General features: G+C 35.1%; 19 protein-coding genes. 2 read left to right on the top strand and 17 right to left on the bottom strand.

The features are described from left to right. The first annotated feature begins 213 nt into the window (after window positions 1–213). On the top strand, window positions 214–432 hold the full coding sequence (locus ACOZBY_RS10735; RefSeq protein WP_422762513.1) for a DUF3892 domain-containing protein: 219 nt from the start codon (window positions 214–216) through the stop codon (window positions 430–432). Window positions 433–563: 131 nt separating this feature from the next. Here ACOZBY_RS10735 and ACOZBY_RS10730 read toward each other — a convergent pair whose 3' ends face one another. The 5 genes from ACOZBY_RS10730 to ACOZBY_RS10710 form a co-directional block, all read right to left on the bottom strand. Further along, on the bottom strand, window positions 564–734 hold the full coding sequence (locus ACOZBY_RS10730) for a hypothetical protein (protein WP_422762285.1): 171 nt from the start codon (window positions 732–734) through the stop codon (window positions 564–566). Window positions 735–1152: 418 nt separating this feature from the next. After that, window positions 1153–1971, bottom strand: a complete 819-nt coding sequence (locus ACOZBY_RS10725) for an SPL family radical SAM protein (protein WP_012294542.1) — start codon at window positions 1969–1971, stop codon at window positions 1153–1155. A 36-nt stretch (window positions 1972–2007) separates the two neighbouring features. After that, a complete protein-coding gene (adaB, locus tag ACOZBY_RS10720) occupies window positions 2008–2541 on the bottom strand; it encodes a methylated-DNA--[protein]-cysteine S-methyltransferase (RefSeq protein WP_422762282.1) in 534 nt (177 codons plus the stop codon). After that, window positions 2525–3163: a bifunctional transcriptional activator/DNA repair enzyme AdaA gene (locus ACOZBY_RS10715; RefSeq protein WP_099805854.1), complete on the bottom strand. Its 639-nt coding sequence runs from the start codon at window positions 3161–3163 to the stop codon at window positions 2525–2527. The genes adaB and ACOZBY_RS10715 overlap by 17 nt, the downstream gene beginning before the upstream one ends. A gap of 85 nt (window positions 3164–3248) precedes the next feature. Further along, on the bottom strand, window positions 3249–3962 hold the full coding sequence (locus tag ACOZBY_RS10710; protein ID WP_422762280.1) for a 2OG-Fe(II) oxygenase: 714 nt from the start codon (window positions 3960–3962) through the stop codon (window positions 3249–3251). 163 nt (window positions 3963–4125) lie between these two features. On the opposite strand from ACOZBY_RS10710, the gene ACOZBY_RS10705 reads away from it, so the two are divergent. Continuing rightward, on the top strand, window positions 4126–5037 hold the full coding sequence (locus tag ACOZBY_RS10705; protein WP_422762278.1) for a DNA-3-methyladenine glycosylase family protein: 912 nt from the start codon (window positions 4126–4128) through the stop codon (window positions 5035–5037). 364 nt (window positions 5038–5401) lie between these two features. Here the strand turns inward: ACOZBY_RS10705 and ACOZBY_RS10700 are convergent, their stop codons facing one another. From ACOZBY_RS10700 to ACOZBY_RS10645, 12 genes are all read right to left on the bottom strand, one after another. Then, window positions 5402–6058, bottom strand: a complete 657-nt coding sequence (locus ACOZBY_RS10700) for a Type 1 glutamine amidotransferase-like domain-containing protein (protein ID WP_422762276.1) — start codon at window positions 6056–6058, stop codon at window positions 5402–5404. Window positions 6059–6136: 78 nt separating this feature from the next. Then, window positions 6137–6550: a DUF4279 domain-containing protein gene (locus tag ACOZBY_RS10695; RefSeq protein ID WP_197148411.1), complete on the bottom strand. Its 414-nt coding sequence runs from the start codon at window positions 6548–6550 to the stop codon at window positions 6137–6139. Between the two features lie 251 nt (window positions 6551–6801). Beyond that, window positions 6802–8088: an AAA family ATPase gene (locus ACOZBY_RS10690; protein WP_422762274.1), complete on the bottom strand. Its 1287-nt coding sequence runs from the start codon at window positions 8086–8088 to the stop codon at window positions 6802–6804. Beyond that, a complete protein-coding gene (locus ACOZBY_RS10685) occupies window positions 8081–8992 on the bottom strand; it encodes a tetratricopeptide repeat protein (RefSeq protein ID WP_051563246.1) in 912 nt (303 codons plus the stop codon). The genes ACOZBY_RS10690 and ACOZBY_RS10685 overlap by 8 nt, the downstream gene beginning before the upstream one ends. Window positions 8993–9011: 19 nt before the next feature. Continuing rightward, window positions 9012–9461 carry a hypothetical protein gene (locus ACOZBY_RS10680; protein WP_200990345.1) on the bottom strand — a complete coding sequence of 150 codons (450 nt, stop codon included), beginning with the start codon at window positions 9459–9461 and terminating at the stop codon, window positions 9012–9014. 37 nt (window positions 9462–9498) lie between these two features. Continuing rightward, a complete protein-coding gene (locus tag ACOZBY_RS10675; protein WP_422762271.1) occupies window positions 9499–10284 on the bottom strand; it encodes a tetratricopeptide repeat protein in 786 nt (261 codons plus the stop codon). Window positions 10285–10397: 113 nt separating this feature from the next. After that, window positions 10398–10832 (bottom strand): hypothetical protein, encoded by a 435-nt coding sequence (locus ACOZBY_RS10670; RefSeq protein ID WP_031415973.1) that lies wholly within the window; start codon window positions 10830–10832, stop codon window positions 10398–10400. A 476-nt stretch (window positions 10833–11308) separates the two neighbouring features. Beyond that, window positions 11309–11734 carry a stage III sporulation protein AH gene (locus ACOZBY_RS10665; protein WP_422762512.1) on the bottom strand — a complete coding sequence of 142 codons (426 nt, stop codon included), beginning with the start codon at window positions 11732–11734 and terminating at the stop codon, window positions 11309–11311. 229 nt (window positions 11735–11963) lie between these two features. Further along, a complete protein-coding gene (locus tag ACOZBY_RS10660) occupies window positions 11964–12593 on the bottom strand; it encodes a DUF3885 domain-containing protein (protein ID WP_422762269.1) in 630 nt (209 codons plus the stop codon). A gap of 47 nt (window positions 12594–12640) precedes the next feature. Further along, window positions 12641–13561 carry an ABC transporter ATP-binding protein gene (locus ACOZBY_RS10655; protein ID WP_207974169.1) on the bottom strand — a complete coding sequence of 307 codons (921 nt, stop codon included), beginning with the start codon at window positions 13559–13561 and terminating at the stop codon, window positions 12641–12643. Window positions 13562–13572: 11 nt separating this feature from the next. Then, window positions 13573–14784, bottom strand: a complete 1212-nt coding sequence (locus ACOZBY_RS10650) for an ABC transporter permease (RefSeq protein ID WP_012294557.1) — start codon at window positions 14782–14784, stop codon at window positions 13573–13575. Window positions 14785–14801: 17 nt separating this feature from the next. Further along, complete coding sequence (locus ACOZBY_RS10645) at window positions 14802–15926, bottom strand: ABC transporter (protein WP_031415978.1); 1125 nt, start codon at window positions 15924–15926, stop codon at window positions 14802–14804. Window positions 15927–15994 lie beyond the last annotated feature (68 nt).

Below are 15994 nucleotides of genomic sequence, written 5' to 3'. Positions count from 1 at the left end.
AGCTTAGGAGTTGACCAGAAAAATAATAGTAGATATTTGTGGAAAATCAACCTATTTTTAGACCCAATATTGAAACTTTTCTATTTGTTAATTCGTACAAGCTATTAAGTAATATTTAGTACCTAAATGAACATTCAAAGGAGATGTTTTGATTTTAAAGCTACAAAAATCCGAATGAAGGCTGGGAAAGAGCGATCTAATTCTGTATAAGAAATCGATTCAATTTTTCTATCAGGAGTTAAAGATGAACGTTTTTATTCAAAAGAAGTTCTCCATGGCTATGTTAAAAATGAACAAAACTCAGCAATTCACGTTGATATTTCCCCTTATCCAAAGTTAATTGCTGCAACAAATGGAAATCAAAAATATGTTCGTTCAGCTCCTAACGATACACCTGCAGATAATCTAATAAAATTACCACAGGAAAAATAGCAAGAGACAATTTGCGCTTCTAAAAAAACGACTACTTAAATGCAGTCGTTTTTTTATTTTATTTTGAGAATAACTTCTTCCAAAAACTTTTCTTCCTTTCTTCTAATTGTTGGCTTTTTTGTTCCTATAATTCATTGTGGGGCAGTATGAGTTGGTTCTTCACCATTACGACAACCTCGTGTTGTAAACGTTGTATCGTTACTCGATAAAGTTGTAACAGTGGGATTTGTAACGTTATCCATAATTTTAGTGAAATCAAAGTCTGATGATAAAACTAAGCTTGCAGCGTCTTCTAAGCTCACTAACTTTTCTTTGTTTAGGAAAATTAGAGCTTTTATAATTTTTATATTTTCTTCTGAATACTCTCGATGGCCGCGTTTGTTCCTGGATATATTCATGCCATTCTTTTCAAAAGTAATGAGTATTTTTAAAGTCTCAGCGCTTAATTCCAATTGCTCAACAATTTTTATTTTGGTGAATATATATTTATAGGATTAAGTTTATTTAATCTTACAAATATAGTTGAATTTTTACACCTATATAATGACCTGAGCTAAAATTGCTTCTATTAAAAATTTTTAAGTTGATTTAAAACAATGAAAACAAAAAAAGCAAGGTATGTATCCCTGCTAGTTGTATTTTTATTTTTCTTATAATCACCTATTACGTGTGATACGTTTGAATGACTTTTCTATACTCCATTCAAAAAATGCAGTCTTATTAGGGCACAAACCCAGCCTGGCTCACATAAACTTGATTTTCGGGAAAGACTTCAATAAATCTTTTATATACTTTTCTAAGAACATCCGATCCGTACCATTCCTCTAAACCAAGCTGGGCGTATTTGCTGTCAATACCGAGTTTTCGTGTGCGTTTACCACCACTACCATCGCCCATGAAGTAGTCATCTATACATATCCGATCGACATAAGACTTTAGCTTTAACGGAAAATCATCCCCACTTGGCAATATGGGAGCTATAGCCACTTGGATGGGTATGCCCGCGGCTGCTAATTTTTCCAATGTTTTAAAGCGTGCCTGAATGGGAGGGGCCTTCGGAGTAAAGTGTTTTCGTATCGTTTCCGAATCGGTCTCAATCGTCATACTTACTCGAACTTTGTCCTTCAATTGTTGCAGCAAATCGATATCTCGACTTACAAGTGGACTTCTAGTCTGTACTAATAGAAAATCAGGTGGATCTTCTACCATTACTTCTAGTAAAGATCGCGTGACCTTTTCCTTTTGCTCTATAGGTTGATATGGGTCTGTACTTGATGACATAAAAATAGTTACATTCCCTTTAGCTTTGGCTCGATAAAGTTCTTTTTTTAATAAATTTGCAGCTCCATTTTTAACATCCACCCAATTTCCCCATTCACCCTCCCGAAACAGAGATACAGGCATTTCACGGACATAACAATAGGAGCACCCAAAAGAACAGCCTGTATAGGGATTAAGTGAATGCGTATAGCCAGAGAGGAAGCCTGTCCCTTTATTCAGAATGGTTTTCGGATTTTTATAGAATAATTCACTACTCATGACGGTACCTCCATTTGTTGTACAGCAATAACTAGATTACATAATGCTTGATAAAGCTCGCTTTTCCAGATCAAGGAGCAATGTCTTCATTTCTAATCCACCTCGATAGCCAGTTAATGAGCCGTTCTTTCCTATTACGCGATGGCATGGCACAGTAATCAATACCGGATTAGCCCCGATCGCTGCGCCTACTGCCCGCACAGCTGCTGGATTATTGATAGCATTGGCAATATCAGAATAGGATTTCGTCTCGCCATAAGGGATATCACAAAGTGCCTGCCAGACTGCTAGCTGGAATGGTGTACCTACATACTCAAATGGAATCGTAAAGGTTTTCCGCGTTCCTTCTAGATACTGAGTGATTTCATCGACAAAGGGCTCAAGCTTTTCAGCATCTTCCACAAGCGGACTTCCTGGAAAGTGTTTCGAAGCCCATTCTAATAATTCCTCGAATGGATTGTTCTGTGACCCAACAAACACAAGCCCCTTTGATGTTGAAGCTACATAGAATTTCCACTCTTTAAACTTTAGTAAAGACCAATAAAGGCTTGGTTTATTCATTTTTTCCATTGCACTGTTCCTCCATCTTCCTCATTTGACGAAATTGCGCTGGTGTCTGGCCCGTTTTCTTTTTAAATAAAGTAATAAAATAAGGCGTGTTAGCCATACCCACACATATGGCGATATCACCAATTGATTTATTCGTCTGAATCAAATACCTTTTAGCTGCGTGAACTCTAACTTGCTGTATATACTCTACTGGCGTAATGCCTTTAATCTTTTTAAATGTCCGCTGCATATGATACGGACTTCCATGACAAATATATGCTAACGATTCTAGCGTTAATTTTTCTGTGAAATTTTTATCAATGTATTCCGTAATTAAATTGACCCACTCACTATCAGGTAGATTTTCATTTGTCGGCTTACATCGTTTACATGGGCGAAAATTAGCACGGAGAGCTTGTTCTGCATTTAGAAAAATACATACATTTTCTTTTTTGGGGACGCGTGATTTACAAGAAGGCTTACAAAATATCCCTGTTGACTTGACAGCGTAGAAAAATTGATTATTGTATGCAATATCATTATTTATAATGGCTTGCCACTTCTCATCAGTTATCATTTCTCCATCATTCAAATGACTTTGAGCATAGCTCTCTTTGTAGCCGTGATCCATTCTATCTGACATTTTCTCACCTCACCTTATAATATACTCCCTATCCATTCGAATGGATATCTCAAAGAATGGAATAGCAAAATATTGAAACGTAATATTATTGAGAATCATGAAAAATGATACCAAGTCCGTATCGTTCTCCAGAAGTAACGGTGCTTACACCGTGACGAATTGTATTTTTATAATAGCCTTTTTTACCGAGAACAGGTCTGTGGTTAGTGGGGAAAATAAGGGCACTACCTTGTTCTAACGTAATGACATGACCCCTGCTTTGCGCACGTGGAATTTGCTCTACTAATAGAGATTCCCCACCGCAATAGTCTTGATCTCGCTGATTTAATACAAACACTACTTGAAACGGAAAAAATAGATCGCCATATAAATCTTGATGCAGACAATTAAACCCGCCTGCTTCATACTTTAATAGTAAAGGTGTCGGTCTCGTTTGATTAAACTCCTCACAGGTGTTTAAAAAATCTTGAAGATGTTGTGGATACAGTTCTGTTTTCTTCAAATAGCCCAGCCATCGATTAGCAGTTTTCGCTAATTCCGAATAAAAGGACTCTCTTAAATGTTGGATGATATCAGGAAATGGATAAGAAAAATATTTGTACTCCCCATTCCCAAAACGATATCTTGTCATATTGATTGTCGTCCTGTATAGCTCTTCCTCCCCATACATTTCCATGAAAGATTCACATTCCTCTTTTGTTAAAATTGTTGGAAGCTTTGCGAAACCCTGCTCATCTAATTCATTTTGAATGCACTCCCAATCTAAGCCTTCGACACGTGTCTTTATGTCTTGCACCATGTTATCCCTCCTATTTAGCATTGTTGATAACTAACACTATAACCTCATCAATCAAAAAAAATAAGGTATTTAGAATGTAAGAGCAAGATAACAAAATTAGTAAAGATGATGATGTGATAAAGTAAAAATGACATCAGTGTATTTTGTAAAGGAGAATGAAAAAATGAAATGGCATGAAGTCAATAATGATATTGTCATTACCCTACCTAAACATTTCAACATGAATGCCAATCTAGACTATCTAACAAGAGTAAAGAATGAATGCATGTATGAAATAGAGAACGATAGTATTACAAAAGTGATTGCTATTGGAGAAATTCGGTCTCTGGTACAGGTAAACGTCATGAAGAATAAACAAATGATTGTTCAATTCTTAAATGAATCAAGACCTATTGAAAGCTGGCAACGAGAACAGGTTGTAAAATATATTCATGAGTGGTTTGATCTTCATAACGATTTAACACCCTTTTATGAAATGGCAAAGGCAGATCCTTTATTAAAAATACCTGCTGAAAGCTTCTATGGATTGCGAGTTATTGGCATTCCTGATTTATTTGAAGCTTTATGCTGGGGAGTTTTAGGCCAACAAATTAACTTAGCCTTCGCGTACACCTTAAAGAGGCAATTTGTTGAAAAATTTGGCGATTTCATCGAATGGAATGGTAAGCAATTTTGGGTGTTTCCATCGTACGAAAGAATTGCACAGTTAACACCCTCTGACCTTGCAGATATTAAAATGACGGTAAGAAAAAGTGAATATATCATTGGCATTGCGAAATTAATGGCAAGTGGAGAATTATCGAGGGAAAAATTAATGAAGATGAACTTTAAAGATGCTGAAAAAAGCTTAATTAAAATACGAGGAATCGGTCCTTGGACAGCCAATTATGTGCTAATGCGCTGCCTCAGGTTCCGAACCGCCTTTCCAATTGATGATGTGGGTCTTATCAATTCAATCAAAATATTACTGAACATGAATCAAAAGCCGACGAAAGATGAGATTCTAGAATTATCGATACCATGGAAAAACTGGGAATCCTACGCTACCTTTTATCTATGGCGTGTCCTTTACTAAAAAAAGTTTAAGATGAGAACAATTATAAAGAGCATGCTTTGAAACAAATGAATCAAAAACATGCTCTTTTTCAACTATTCTTTGCGAGCTATCTAATCACAGGCTCTATTATAAATGTAAATCTATCCTACAATCCATCAATAATGTTATTATGGTAAACTTTCCACGATTTCCTCGTTGGAAGCCCCATCATGCTTCATGAAAAATTTTCTTGTAAACGCACTAACTGTTAAACTCACTACAATATTAACACCTAATCTGGTATAAAGGAGAACAAAGAAAGAGCGTGTTTTGGAAAAAGATAAATCCAAATACGCTCTTCTTATTTCCAATAATTCAGGTAAGCTATTGCCATTCGCCCTATCTAGAGCGTCTCATCCAACTTCTTAATTTTTGACTGGGAAATTACATATACATTACCTAAAATGTCGATGCTGTCTCCCTTTACACGTACTGCACAATCTTTGTTCGACGCATAAATATTTAGTTCTTCCGATAAGGGAGACAACTCGTCTTGCACCAACTCTATGTTATTTTCAAGATCAAAATGCGAGAGGACGGAAAAATTGTCAAGACCGATTCCATCGTATAAAGAGCTTTTTTCAACTGGATAGCCAAAGTTTTTTGAGCATAACCATTTAGCGGACATATTGATTGCTCCTGCGCTTGCTCCCATCACAACCGCTGTGCTTTTTTTGATTAAATCCGACAATTCATAGTCTAGTAAAAACTCATTTTGTTTCAGCGTATCTCCACCTAACAAAAAAATGGCTGACGCATTTCGAATAAAGGTTTGGGCATCTTCCTTCTGTACGTGATAATTAATTAAATGATAGTCATCGAATAGGATACCTGCTTGGTCAAGCCATGAGCGTTCAGTAGCACCCCCATCTTCATACAAAAGTGGATTCGAGCTAATCATAGCAAGCGATTTTCTATCAGTTATATCCTCCTGTAACACCCTGCCTAGATTCTCTGGAAAAAAATCATTAAACCACCCTAAATAATAGTGTGTTTTCATGTGTACCTCCGTCATTATTACCTGCTTTTATAAGTTCTGTTTGTAGTACGAAATAAAAGGCTTTTTACTTTTTGCAATTTATATTTCATCGCGATAAATATCAATATCGTATTCTGAGTCGGTGTCATAAGCAAATTTAATAAGTTTTTGATTTATAAAAAGACCGGAAGTTTCAGGAAAAACAAGGATCACTGCTATTTTACATTGTAACTTATATTTCTTTTTAAAGTGATTGATAATGTTTACCTTATTCGTGAAAATATCTATTAGTTCATTTATTTGTAAAGTAGGATCACTTGTTCGTTGATAATCTATTTCGTAAGTCCACGATGAAGTATAACTTTCGTGTTGTGTTTTTCCGATTGTATAGAGTGCACCTTTTGTACGTGTTTCTGTTGGTGTTATTGCTATTTTTTGTGTGAATTCATCTAGTGGAAAATTATCTCCAAATACACAAAAATAAGACCTTATATTAGTTGTTGGCTTTTCCATTCTTTCTCCCTTCTTGAGGAATTAATTAAACGCCATCATGAATAAAATTTAAAATACAATTACAGTACTCTCTCAACCATGGGCTACTGTTTGTTATTTAGCAATGCTCATGCTCAAACCTGAGCCACTTGTAATTTGCAAAGACACGCGATTAAAGTAACGACTATTTATATAAAAAGTAAACCTTCTAAACTTTGAATGTTTAAAAGGTTTTTTTCATGTTTTGCTATCAATATTTGGAGATAGCCATTTTATATATACCGTGCATGTGCTCGAAGATATTTTTCTACGTCATTATACAACCCTGATTGATTTGCGTATTTAACATAATTTTTTGCTGTACGAAGCCAATCTAATGTAGAAGGCTGAAGTTCATGTAGTGCCCTTACTAAGTCATCGGTAGTAATGGGTCTTTCATTACCTGAAAGTAATATTTCTTCTAGCACATACTCAGTAGCTAATTCCACTACATTAGCTATATCAGCACCTGAGAAAAATGGCGTTTTGGCTGCTAATACGGCTGTATCAACATTTTCAACAAATCTTCCCTTTAATTTCAAATTAAAAATTTGCTCTCTTGCTTTTTCATCTGGTGGCGCTACAAAGATGAGCCGGTCAAATCTACCAGGTCTTTTTAGAGCGCTATCAACATCCCATGGTGTATTGGTAGCAGCCATCACAAGAACCTCATCATTGTTTGTATCCACACCTTCCATCTCGGTTAGAAACGTATCGATTATGCCACGAACATGGGAGGACGTTTGTGAACGACTCATGCCAATAGTATCTACTTCATCAAAAAACATAATGCTAGGCTTTTGGAAGCGAGCCTTATCGAATATGGCTTTTAAATTCTGTTCACTTACTCCTATATAAGGGTCTAAGATATCTGTGATATGAACAGGATAAAAATTAGCCTTACATTCTCCCGCTGTCGCTTTAGCAATATAGGTTTTCCCACAGCCAGGTGGTCCATAAAGAAGAACGCCACCCCCAACTTTTTTACGGAACTTTGCAAACAATCCCTTGTTATAAAACGGACTAATAATACGTAAGTTGATCGTTTTCTTTAAATCCTCAAGACCAGCAACATCCGCAAAAGTCACTATTTCCTCGATTTTTTTTATAGCCTTTTTAGGTGCATCCCCATCAATCACCCTAAACTTCGGTTCAAGGTTTTTTACTTTTCTATCGTCTAACTGTATGTCAGGAATGTTATCTTGATTATCCAGTTCCACCTCTGCTACTGTGTCTAGACAACGATCTACGATAGCTAATTCAGCCTTATCTTCATCGTCAATTTCAACGGAGCTAGCAACCTTTGGAGAGTGTTGAATTTGTAAACTAGCCTTTGTTAATTCCTGAATGATGTTATTTCGTAGCTCATCGTCCGAGCAAAAAGAAAGACCCAATGAATAAGTTTGAACCGCTTCAAGCCAACGATGCTGATCAGCTAGTTCTTTGCCAAGCCATAAGTAACCTTGTGGATCATTAGCATTTTGATCTACCATTTGTTGTAACCATTTTATTTTATCCATACTTGTAGCCCCTTAATTTTTTTAATCCCTTTACAAGAGGAATTGATATCCATGTATATAGAGCTAATGCAATATAGCATTTTATAAATAGAACCGCTGCCGTATTAAAATCTAAACCTATTAATGAAAAGTAAATGACCACCCCTATCAGCCAAATGCCAGCAGTACCACCTACAACTTCAACGAGGTGATTAGGTATTAATAGCGGGTGTCCTGACAGTTCAAACTCCTCTAATAATTCATACAATTCTTTATCCTCAGGGTTAAGTAGAAAGGCCTGTCTAAAATATTCTTGTGCTTCTTTTTCTTTGTTATGAAAGGCAGCATGGATTCCCAAGTGTAATAGTTTAGATAATTCACTATCACTTGAATTCATATATTGCTCTAATGCAAGGACTCGTTGTTTTTTAGGGCTATTAATCTCCTCTAATATAAAATAGTTACGTAATACAAAACTATTTTCAGGAGCCATCTCACGTGCTTTAGTAATTAATTGCTTTGCTTTTTTTCGATGCCCCATTTTTTTCATTAGAACTGCATAAGCAGCGTGGTTTTCAGCATCATCTGGATTGGCTCGTAATGCTTCTAGAAAAGCTTCCTCAGCCTCCTTCCAACGCTCCTTTTTCATATAAATAAATCCAAGAAAATAGAAAATTATTTCTTCACTATACCCCAAATGCAAGGCTTCCTTTAATTGCAATTCAGCTCTATTGTAATCTCCCATAAGATAATAACTGTAGCCTAAAATAAACCATAGTCGACTGTTTTCAAGGTGATCAGCTATCACCTCATGAATAAGTTCAATCGTTTGTGCATATTTCCCTATTTGAAAATAGTGTTCTATTACTTCAAATGTTGCCCCTTCATAGTTTTCATTCATTTCAATATCTTCACGTTCAATCATTCTGTAGTAAAGCTCCTTTTTAAAGCGCTAATAGGAATGCTATAGCGATAAATTCGATAAATCCAGAAACAATACATGCTAGAAAGCCTGGCATCCATAAGGACTCAGTTTGTCCACCAACAACTAGATGTTCTTTATAGGGCCTATTTAAAAAGGCGAAAAAAATAAAATATCCCGCCACTGCAATAATTCGTCCAAAAACCTTTATGTAGTCTTCATCAATCGCTAAGATTCCTTGTCCAATGGCATAAACCATGATTAGTTTTCCTATAATTAGTAAACCACTAAGAATCGTTAGTATTCGGATATATTTTTTTTCAAGCTTTAACCACTTAGCATTTTGCATACCTAATACTACAATGGCAAAAATTCCACCAAAAAAAGCGACGAAAAATAAATTGTTTACAACATAACTTCGTGTTCGATCCTCATTTTCGTTTAGTATACTAGGTTGATAAATATGTTCCATTATTCCTTAGTTGTCTCCTTTTCAATTTGTTCCTTCCTTATTTAGGGCTCTTCCATTTTCTTAAGCCTTTTACAATGGGAATAGATATAAAATAATAAAGTGTGAAAAAAATAGAAAAGCGAAGAAGGTGATTGACAAAGTTATCATTGGAAATAAGCTTGTCAAGAAGCAGGAAAAGTATAAGCCACATCATGAATACAAATCCAATGCCGCCTATTCGCTCTACTATACGGTAAGGAAGCAAAAGCGGGTGAGTTTTAATTTCCAATTCCTCTAAGTTCGATAAAATTCTTTTATCCTCAGGTTTTATAAGAAAAGCTTGTCGATAATATTCTTTAGCTTCCTTAAATCGATTATTAAAGGCAGCACTCCAGCCCAGATGAATTAACTTTGCAAACTCACTATCCGCTGAATTCATATAAAGAGCTAGTGCAGTATTGTGCTTTTCCTTTTTTGCAGCCATTTCAGTAAGGGTATAGTGGTATAAAACGGCTGTGTTGTTAGGATCTAATGCTAGAGCTTTTTCTACTAATAAACTGCCTTTTTTTCTATGACCTGTCATTTTCATCAAAATTGCATACGCTGAATAAACATATGCATCATTTGGATTATTATGTAATGCTTCCAAAAAAGATTCTTCTGCTTTTTGCCACTGTTCCGTTGCCATATAGATGCCGCCTAAAAAATAGTAAATGACGCCTTTATCATATCCTAGCTGAAATGCTTTAAGAAATGGCTCAAATGCTTCTTCATATTGACCTATGGAATAATGACTGACAGCTAGCATATACCATAATTCCTTATTTTCCATATCTTCAGCCATCCGTTGCTTCACTAAGGAAATAACATTTGTGTATCTTCCAATCGCAAAATAGTGTTCAATAAGAGCCATAGGTGTATTTTCTTTTTCACTGTTCATGCACATAAATTCCTTCCCTAATTAGCTAGGACACTATTTCTAAGAAAACCATCTATAAAGATGGAAATTAAACAATAGATAATCCCTATCCAGTACAGGGATTTTGTTTCCCCCACAAATACTAAATGTTCTTTATAAGGTCTTTTCAAAATCACCAAAAAGATAAAATAACTTACTCCAGCCAGTAACCGATTGATTAGCAAATCCATTTCAGCGGAAAAAGGAAGGAAAACATAAAAGATTATAGTAGCCGTATGGAGAAATACACTGCTTACTATTAGTAGTCTGATGTAATGCTTCTCTAGTTTAAGGGCGTTGGCATTTATAAACCCAACGATCGTAATGGCAAGTAGACCTCCAATAAAGGCAACGATGACTAAATTATGTATGCTAAAGCTTTTTGTCCTTCTTACTTTCTTACCAGTTAAGCTTGGTGTATAAAGTGAATGCAACTAACCATAAGCCTCCTTCTATTTAGTACCTATCCCATTGACATTTCGTATTATACATTTATTTATCAATAATGGAAACTATTTCTTTAAATGTATAAGCAGATCATTTATTGAAATGCTTTCTGTTAAAATTACTGTTTTCATCGTTGAATGTTAGAAACATCTTCATAATCATTAAATATTCGTGTTTAATCCAAAATGGACGGTCTCCAGTCGATGGAGAAAGCGCATTTCATAGGTTAAAATACGAATATTTTAAATATGTATTTGATTAATAGTTCGTTTTTATACTTTTTTTGCTTTAAACCTTTTTGGTTATACGTATTTTTCCCATTTATTAGTTCCGTTAAAAAAGTAGTGAAATTTAAAAAACATAACTCCTAATACTGGTATGACAAACAACGTATAAATAACATAACGTACTCCCCATTTTTCATTAAGAATTGCCTCACAAAATAATCAAATAAGCGACATCTTTAGCTTAATAAAAAACGGTCCCATACCTTTTCATCCACCCAGAAAAAACCTTCGTGCGAACAAGCTGCTAATAAACATTGTTCATCTTCATAAAACATTAAATCCTCTGGTAATTCTGCCGTAATCCAACCAAAAAGTGAATCGCTATGCTCCTTCAAGAATTGAGCAGTCGTATCATTTAATAGAAAGTAAAAAACAAAGGCTGTATGCTCGCCAAGCGTTGTTGTCTCCCATTCATTTTGAACCTTTCTTTCGATAAGCAGGTTTTCAATAGGTGCTATTAGCTCATCGACAGCGGCTAAGCGTAATTGTTCATTTTCCATCAATTGTCTGTTCTCAACAAAGGCAAAGCGGCTACATCGTTTCGCTAGTATATCAATAAGCTGATAATAGCGTTGCCCCCTTATATTTTCAGTAATCATCATCAATTTTCTGTTTCCTCCTCGTCCATACTCAAGAGATAGCGCATAATTTCCATTAAACGGCCTTGTAAGCCCTATAAAAAAAGAGCTGCTGGTGCAACTCCATGATTTTGAATGAAATATTTTTCCTACCCATTGCTTGTCATAACGAAATGGATGCAAAAGCATAAAAGCTTATGTTGATTAATTCCTGCATCTATTCATTCCATTGAGAATGTGTAACGCTGTCATCTCATTTGCAATTATCTATCCAGTTCCTAAATTTTAGACCTACAGGTTTTATCGTTTCTTTATTCGTCGCGATGACCTCACAACCTCTATCATCATAAATAAAAAAGATAACATTTTTCGTCAAATTAATAAAAAATACATCTGGATAGCTATAGCCTGTACCAAATTTGGGCTTCAAACGAAAATCCTCATTACAGGCTGCTTGCATAAGTAATACATAGTGAATATCTTGTTTGCGGCACTTTAAGGAAAATCGTGAAATATAAACATCCTCATCATCCAATACATACGGCAAGGTTTGTTGTTTTAAATGGTATTTTAACTCTTTATTTTTTATATAACGATCATATACCTTTATGCGCTTTTTCTTACTTTCAGCAGGCTTATACTGATAAACATTTGTCACAAGTAAAATCTCATCTGAATACGAAAAAATTTCGTTGAAAATGGCCAAAGCTTGATGGTATACATCATTAAACATGGCTAGATTTAGACGACCATTATTTTTCCATTGATAAAATCCAGCCCCAAATTCAACGTGAATACCAATATCCCATTGCTGAAAAAGGCTAGGTGTTAACGTGAGTCCAGGAAAAGTCTTATTTAAATATTGTTCTACATCTATCGTCATTCACTCAAATCTTCCTTTAATATAATCTAGCATAAAATTCAAAAAAACTAGGTCACATTTTTATACTCATGATAATACATAGAATACAAATCATTTAATGTCACTTTTCCAAATGCAAAATCCACTACATTTCTCTCCACTAAAAAAGATGTAAGCGAACTTAATAAAGCGGCTTCAGAGCTTGGTAAATGAATTAATGTGATTCCATTTGTAAGAGTTTGAAGTTTGATGTTTGGAAACAGCTCAGACAGTTGTTTTTCAGTTGCACTCTCCATATTGTTCACGCGAATTGTTTTAATATGTGCTTGACTGAAACCTTCTATTATTTCATTGGTATCCACTAGTTTTCCTTCGTTAAACAAGAAAATTCGATCTGCATATTTCTCTAAATTATCGAGTAAATGTGAGGCAATAATAATAACCTTTCCCTCCGCCTTTTTCTCTACTAATATCTTCGAAATAATTTCTACATTATTTGGATCAAGTCCGTTCATCACCTCGTCCATCATCATAATGTCCGTATCCGTCACTATTTGCATAGCAAAGCAAAGGCGCTGGCGCATACCCAGAGAATACGTGCCTGTTTTTTTATTCACATAATGCCCCATATTTAACATTTCAATGGTTTCATCTATAAGTTTTAAATCGGATTGCCACATGGTTGCAAATATTTTTAAATGTTCGCGCCCGCTTAAGTGATTATACAAGTCACTTTGGTCTGGCATCATCGACACAAAACTATGAATTTTTACTTCATTTGATTTATTCGAGTAGCATAGACCATCTTTAAATACTACTTTCCCTTTCATAGGCTTTACATAATTCATCAACACATTCATAAATGTGGATTTTCCTGTTCCATTTGGTGCAACAAGTCCAATCATTTCACCTTGCTCAAATGTCATTGAGATATCATTTAACACTTTATTTTCCGCAAATTGCACAGTAATATTTTGAATGTCAATCACCTGTGTCCCTCCTATTTTATTAGCTTATACCGTCTATTCATAACAATAAGCAGCATGAATAAAATGACGACTACAGCTAAGACTAGTAACAACTGTAATCCTAAATTGAAATCTAAATAATCGTTCATATAATAAAAATTTCGTTGTTTTGATACAATTTGTCCGACTTGAATGTACGAGGTTGGATAAATTTGAATATCCCAAAAGTAGCCAACATATCGGCTGAAATAAAACTTCTCCCCAAAAATAAGGAGTAAGCCGATGGCGACATTCATCATCTCGTTACGGAATAGGATACTGAACAATAATACAACGTTGATGATGACCATAAACCAAGTTAAAAGCAGAATGAGGGTTTGTCCTAAAAACATCCCTAAAGTCATCGGTTCAAATTTACCCTCCTGACGCCAATCGAGATGAGGAGCATACATGGGTGATGGTAAATTGAAATTTCCAAAGCCGGATTGTAAGCCTATAATAATGAACCCAGCAAAAAGTGGTACAAATAATACGAAGCTACCTAGTAGTGCAACGATCATTTTCATCAATAGCTTTTTCCAATCGCTAATAGGAAATCCTTTGATAATAGATGGATGACGGCGATCTTTTGTCACGATATCAATAGCTAAAAGTAGTACACACACAATTAAAATAACAGGTAGTAATCCCTTTAATAAACGCTCTAACGTTTGAAGGGCTGTCCGCTGTTCGAATATGTCCATGGATAATTCATACTTTGCTTCCGCGTAAGTATCATAACGGGCTGCCTGCTCTAAATAAGCATAAAAGGCATCATCTTCTGCATAATCATTATTTTTTATAAAATACTTTGAGTTATAGGAGAATGAATCACTTTTGTATGTAATCGCATTCGTAAAGTAGTACCAATCACGAGTTACCTCGGCATATTTTTTTAGGTCCCCCTCCTCTAATGCTTCTAATCTTGCTTTATCTAGTGGATTAATTTGCCCAAATATCTCAACAGCATAAATGATGGCAGGATGTAGACTATATAAGTTGCGACCTTCCATCGAATTTAAAAACTCTTGCCGTGTTAAATAGCGAGCCTCAATTTCTTCATATTCGACTTGCTCAATCGGATCGTATGCGGGTGCTAATTTAAATACATAAAAAAAGGTTGCAAAAGCAAGCAAAAAATAGATGGCTAAGTTTTTCTTATTCGTAAAAAATTGTTTGAATTCAAATTTGAAATAACTCCACATGCTTATGAGTACCTCCCCTATGCCCTTTTGATTTTCCCTGTTGAGAAAAACGTTTTAATAGTGAACAACATTAAAATAATACAGATAAACAAAATAAGTAAGCCAAGATTCATCGTAATCTCAACAGGCTGTGCTAAATCAACTGGTACGCCTCGTAAAATATCATTGAAGTTCATGAAATTAAAAGGATTATAGGGAAATACACTAATTAGTGATGGAAAAATCATCGGTAAAAAGAACAAAATAAAGTGTATAAATAATGTTAAATACATATTTTTCAGTAACACATTTAATATAATCGACAATAGCATGACGAAAATGGAAATGACGAACATATAGCCAAGGCTCATCGCGATATATTGGATGGAAGAGATTAATACAGCATCTCCTACGTATATGCCTACTGGATCTTGTGGGTTGCCAAGTCCATTTAATACCCACAATGGACTAGCGCAAATAAAAATGAGTAAAAAGCTTGTGATGATGGTGAACAAAGAAATCATACATTTGGATAAAATATAAGAATCAAAACGAACAGGAAAGCCTTGAATTAAACTAGAATGCTCAAAATCATCTAGCAAAATAGAACTTGTTTGGAAGCTAATAAATATGTACCAGCCTGCACCTACGTAACTAAAGAAAAATAATAAGAAAGGTATGTATTGAAATAAGTCAGTTATTTTATCCCTTCCCGCATCATTCATCCATTTAAAATAAAGATAGTCCATCGAATTTTGTAATTTAGAGGGTAATAATTCTGCGATATCATGGTATCCTTCTAATTGGAATGCCTCTTGTCTTAATTCAGCAAGCTGAAGTGACGCCTCATAATACATGGATTGTCTGTCCATCGTTAATGTGGCTATTTGCAATGCAATCTTACTTTTTTGCTTCGTTAAATTTTTAAATATATCGCTGCCATCACCTGTTTCCGAGGCATCCTTCACCTGAAACTTTGATAGTATGGCCTGTGTTGAATAATAATCACCCTTTTTTTCAATAAGCTGATTACCAACGGCTTGCGCCTTTATATAAAACATAAAGCCAAAAACGATCATGACAACAGCTATTAGTGCAACTAAATTTCGTCGATTCGCTCGCTCTATCACTAGACCTACTTTTAATGCTTTTAACACGGTCATCCTCCTAGCTTCTTCAATGTGAAAGTCTTTAGATTACTATGATAATGCTTTGTGGATATTTTTTCAAT

This window comes from Lysinibacillus sp. NPDC056220 (assembly GCF_049315265.1).
GTDB classification, from domain to species: Bacteria; Bacillota; Bacilli; order Bacillales_A; family Planococcaceae; genus Lysinibacillus; species Lysinibacillus pinottii.
This window is presented reverse-complemented; position numbering and strand designations above follow the sequence as displayed.

Coding starts and splice junctions, on each gene's coding strand:
- ACOZBY_RS10725 (WP_012294542.1), bottom strand. CDS start 1,971: ATGAGTAGTGAATTATTCTATAAAAATCCGAAAACCATTCTGAATAAA.
- adaB (WP_422762282.1), bottom strand. CDS start 2,541: ATGGAAAAAATGAATAAACCAAGCCTTTATTGGTCTTTACTAAAGTTT.
- ACOZBY_RS10715 (WP_099805854.1), bottom strand. CDS start 3,163: ATGTCAGATAGAATGGATCACGGCTACAAAGAGAGCTATGCTCAAAGT.
- ACOZBY_RS10710 (WP_422762280.1), bottom strand. CDS start 3,962: ATGGTGCAAGACATAAAGACACGTGTCGAAGGCTTAGATTGGGAGTGC.
- ACOZBY_RS10705 (WP_422762278.1), top strand. CDS start 4,126: ATGAAATGGCATGAAGTCAATAATGATATTGTCATTACCCTACCTAAA.
- ACOZBY_RS10700 (WP_422762276.1), bottom strand. CDS start 6,058: ATGAAAACACACTATTATTTAGGGTGGTTTAATGATTTTTTTCCAGAG.
- ACOZBY_RS10695 (WP_197148411.1), bottom strand. CDS start 6,550: ATGGAAAAGCCAACAACTAATATAAGGTCTTATTTTTGTGTATTTGGA.
- ACOZBY_RS10690 (WP_422762274.1), bottom strand. CDS start 8,088: ATGGATAAAATAAAATGGTTACAACAAATGGTAGATCAAAATGCTAAT.
- ACOZBY_RS10685 (WP_051563246.1), bottom strand. CDS start 8,992: ATGATTGAACGTGAAGATATTGAAATGAATGAAAACTATGAAGGGGCA.
- ACOZBY_RS10680 (WP_200990345.1), bottom strand. CDS start 9,461: ATGGAACATATTTATCAACCTAGTATACTAAACGAAAATGAGGATCGA.
- ACOZBY_RS10675 (WP_422762271.1), bottom strand. CDS start 10,284: ATGGCTGAAGATATGGAAAATAAGGAATTATGGTATATGCTAGCTGTC.
- ACOZBY_RS10665 (WP_422762512.1), bottom strand. CDS start 11,734: ATGATGATTACTGAAAATATAAGGGGGCAACGCTATTATCAGCTTATT.
- ACOZBY_RS10660 (WP_422762269.1), bottom strand. CDS start 12,593: ATGACGATAGATGTAGAACAATATTTAAATAAGACTTTTCCTGGACTC.
- ACOZBY_RS10650 (WP_012294557.1), bottom strand. CDS start 14,784: ATGTGGAGTTATTTCAAATTTGAATTCAAACAATTTTTTACGAATAAG.
- ACOZBY_RS10645 (WP_031415978.1), bottom strand. CDS start 15,926: ATGACCGTGTTAAAAGCATTAAAAGTAGGTCTAGTGATAGAGCGAGCG.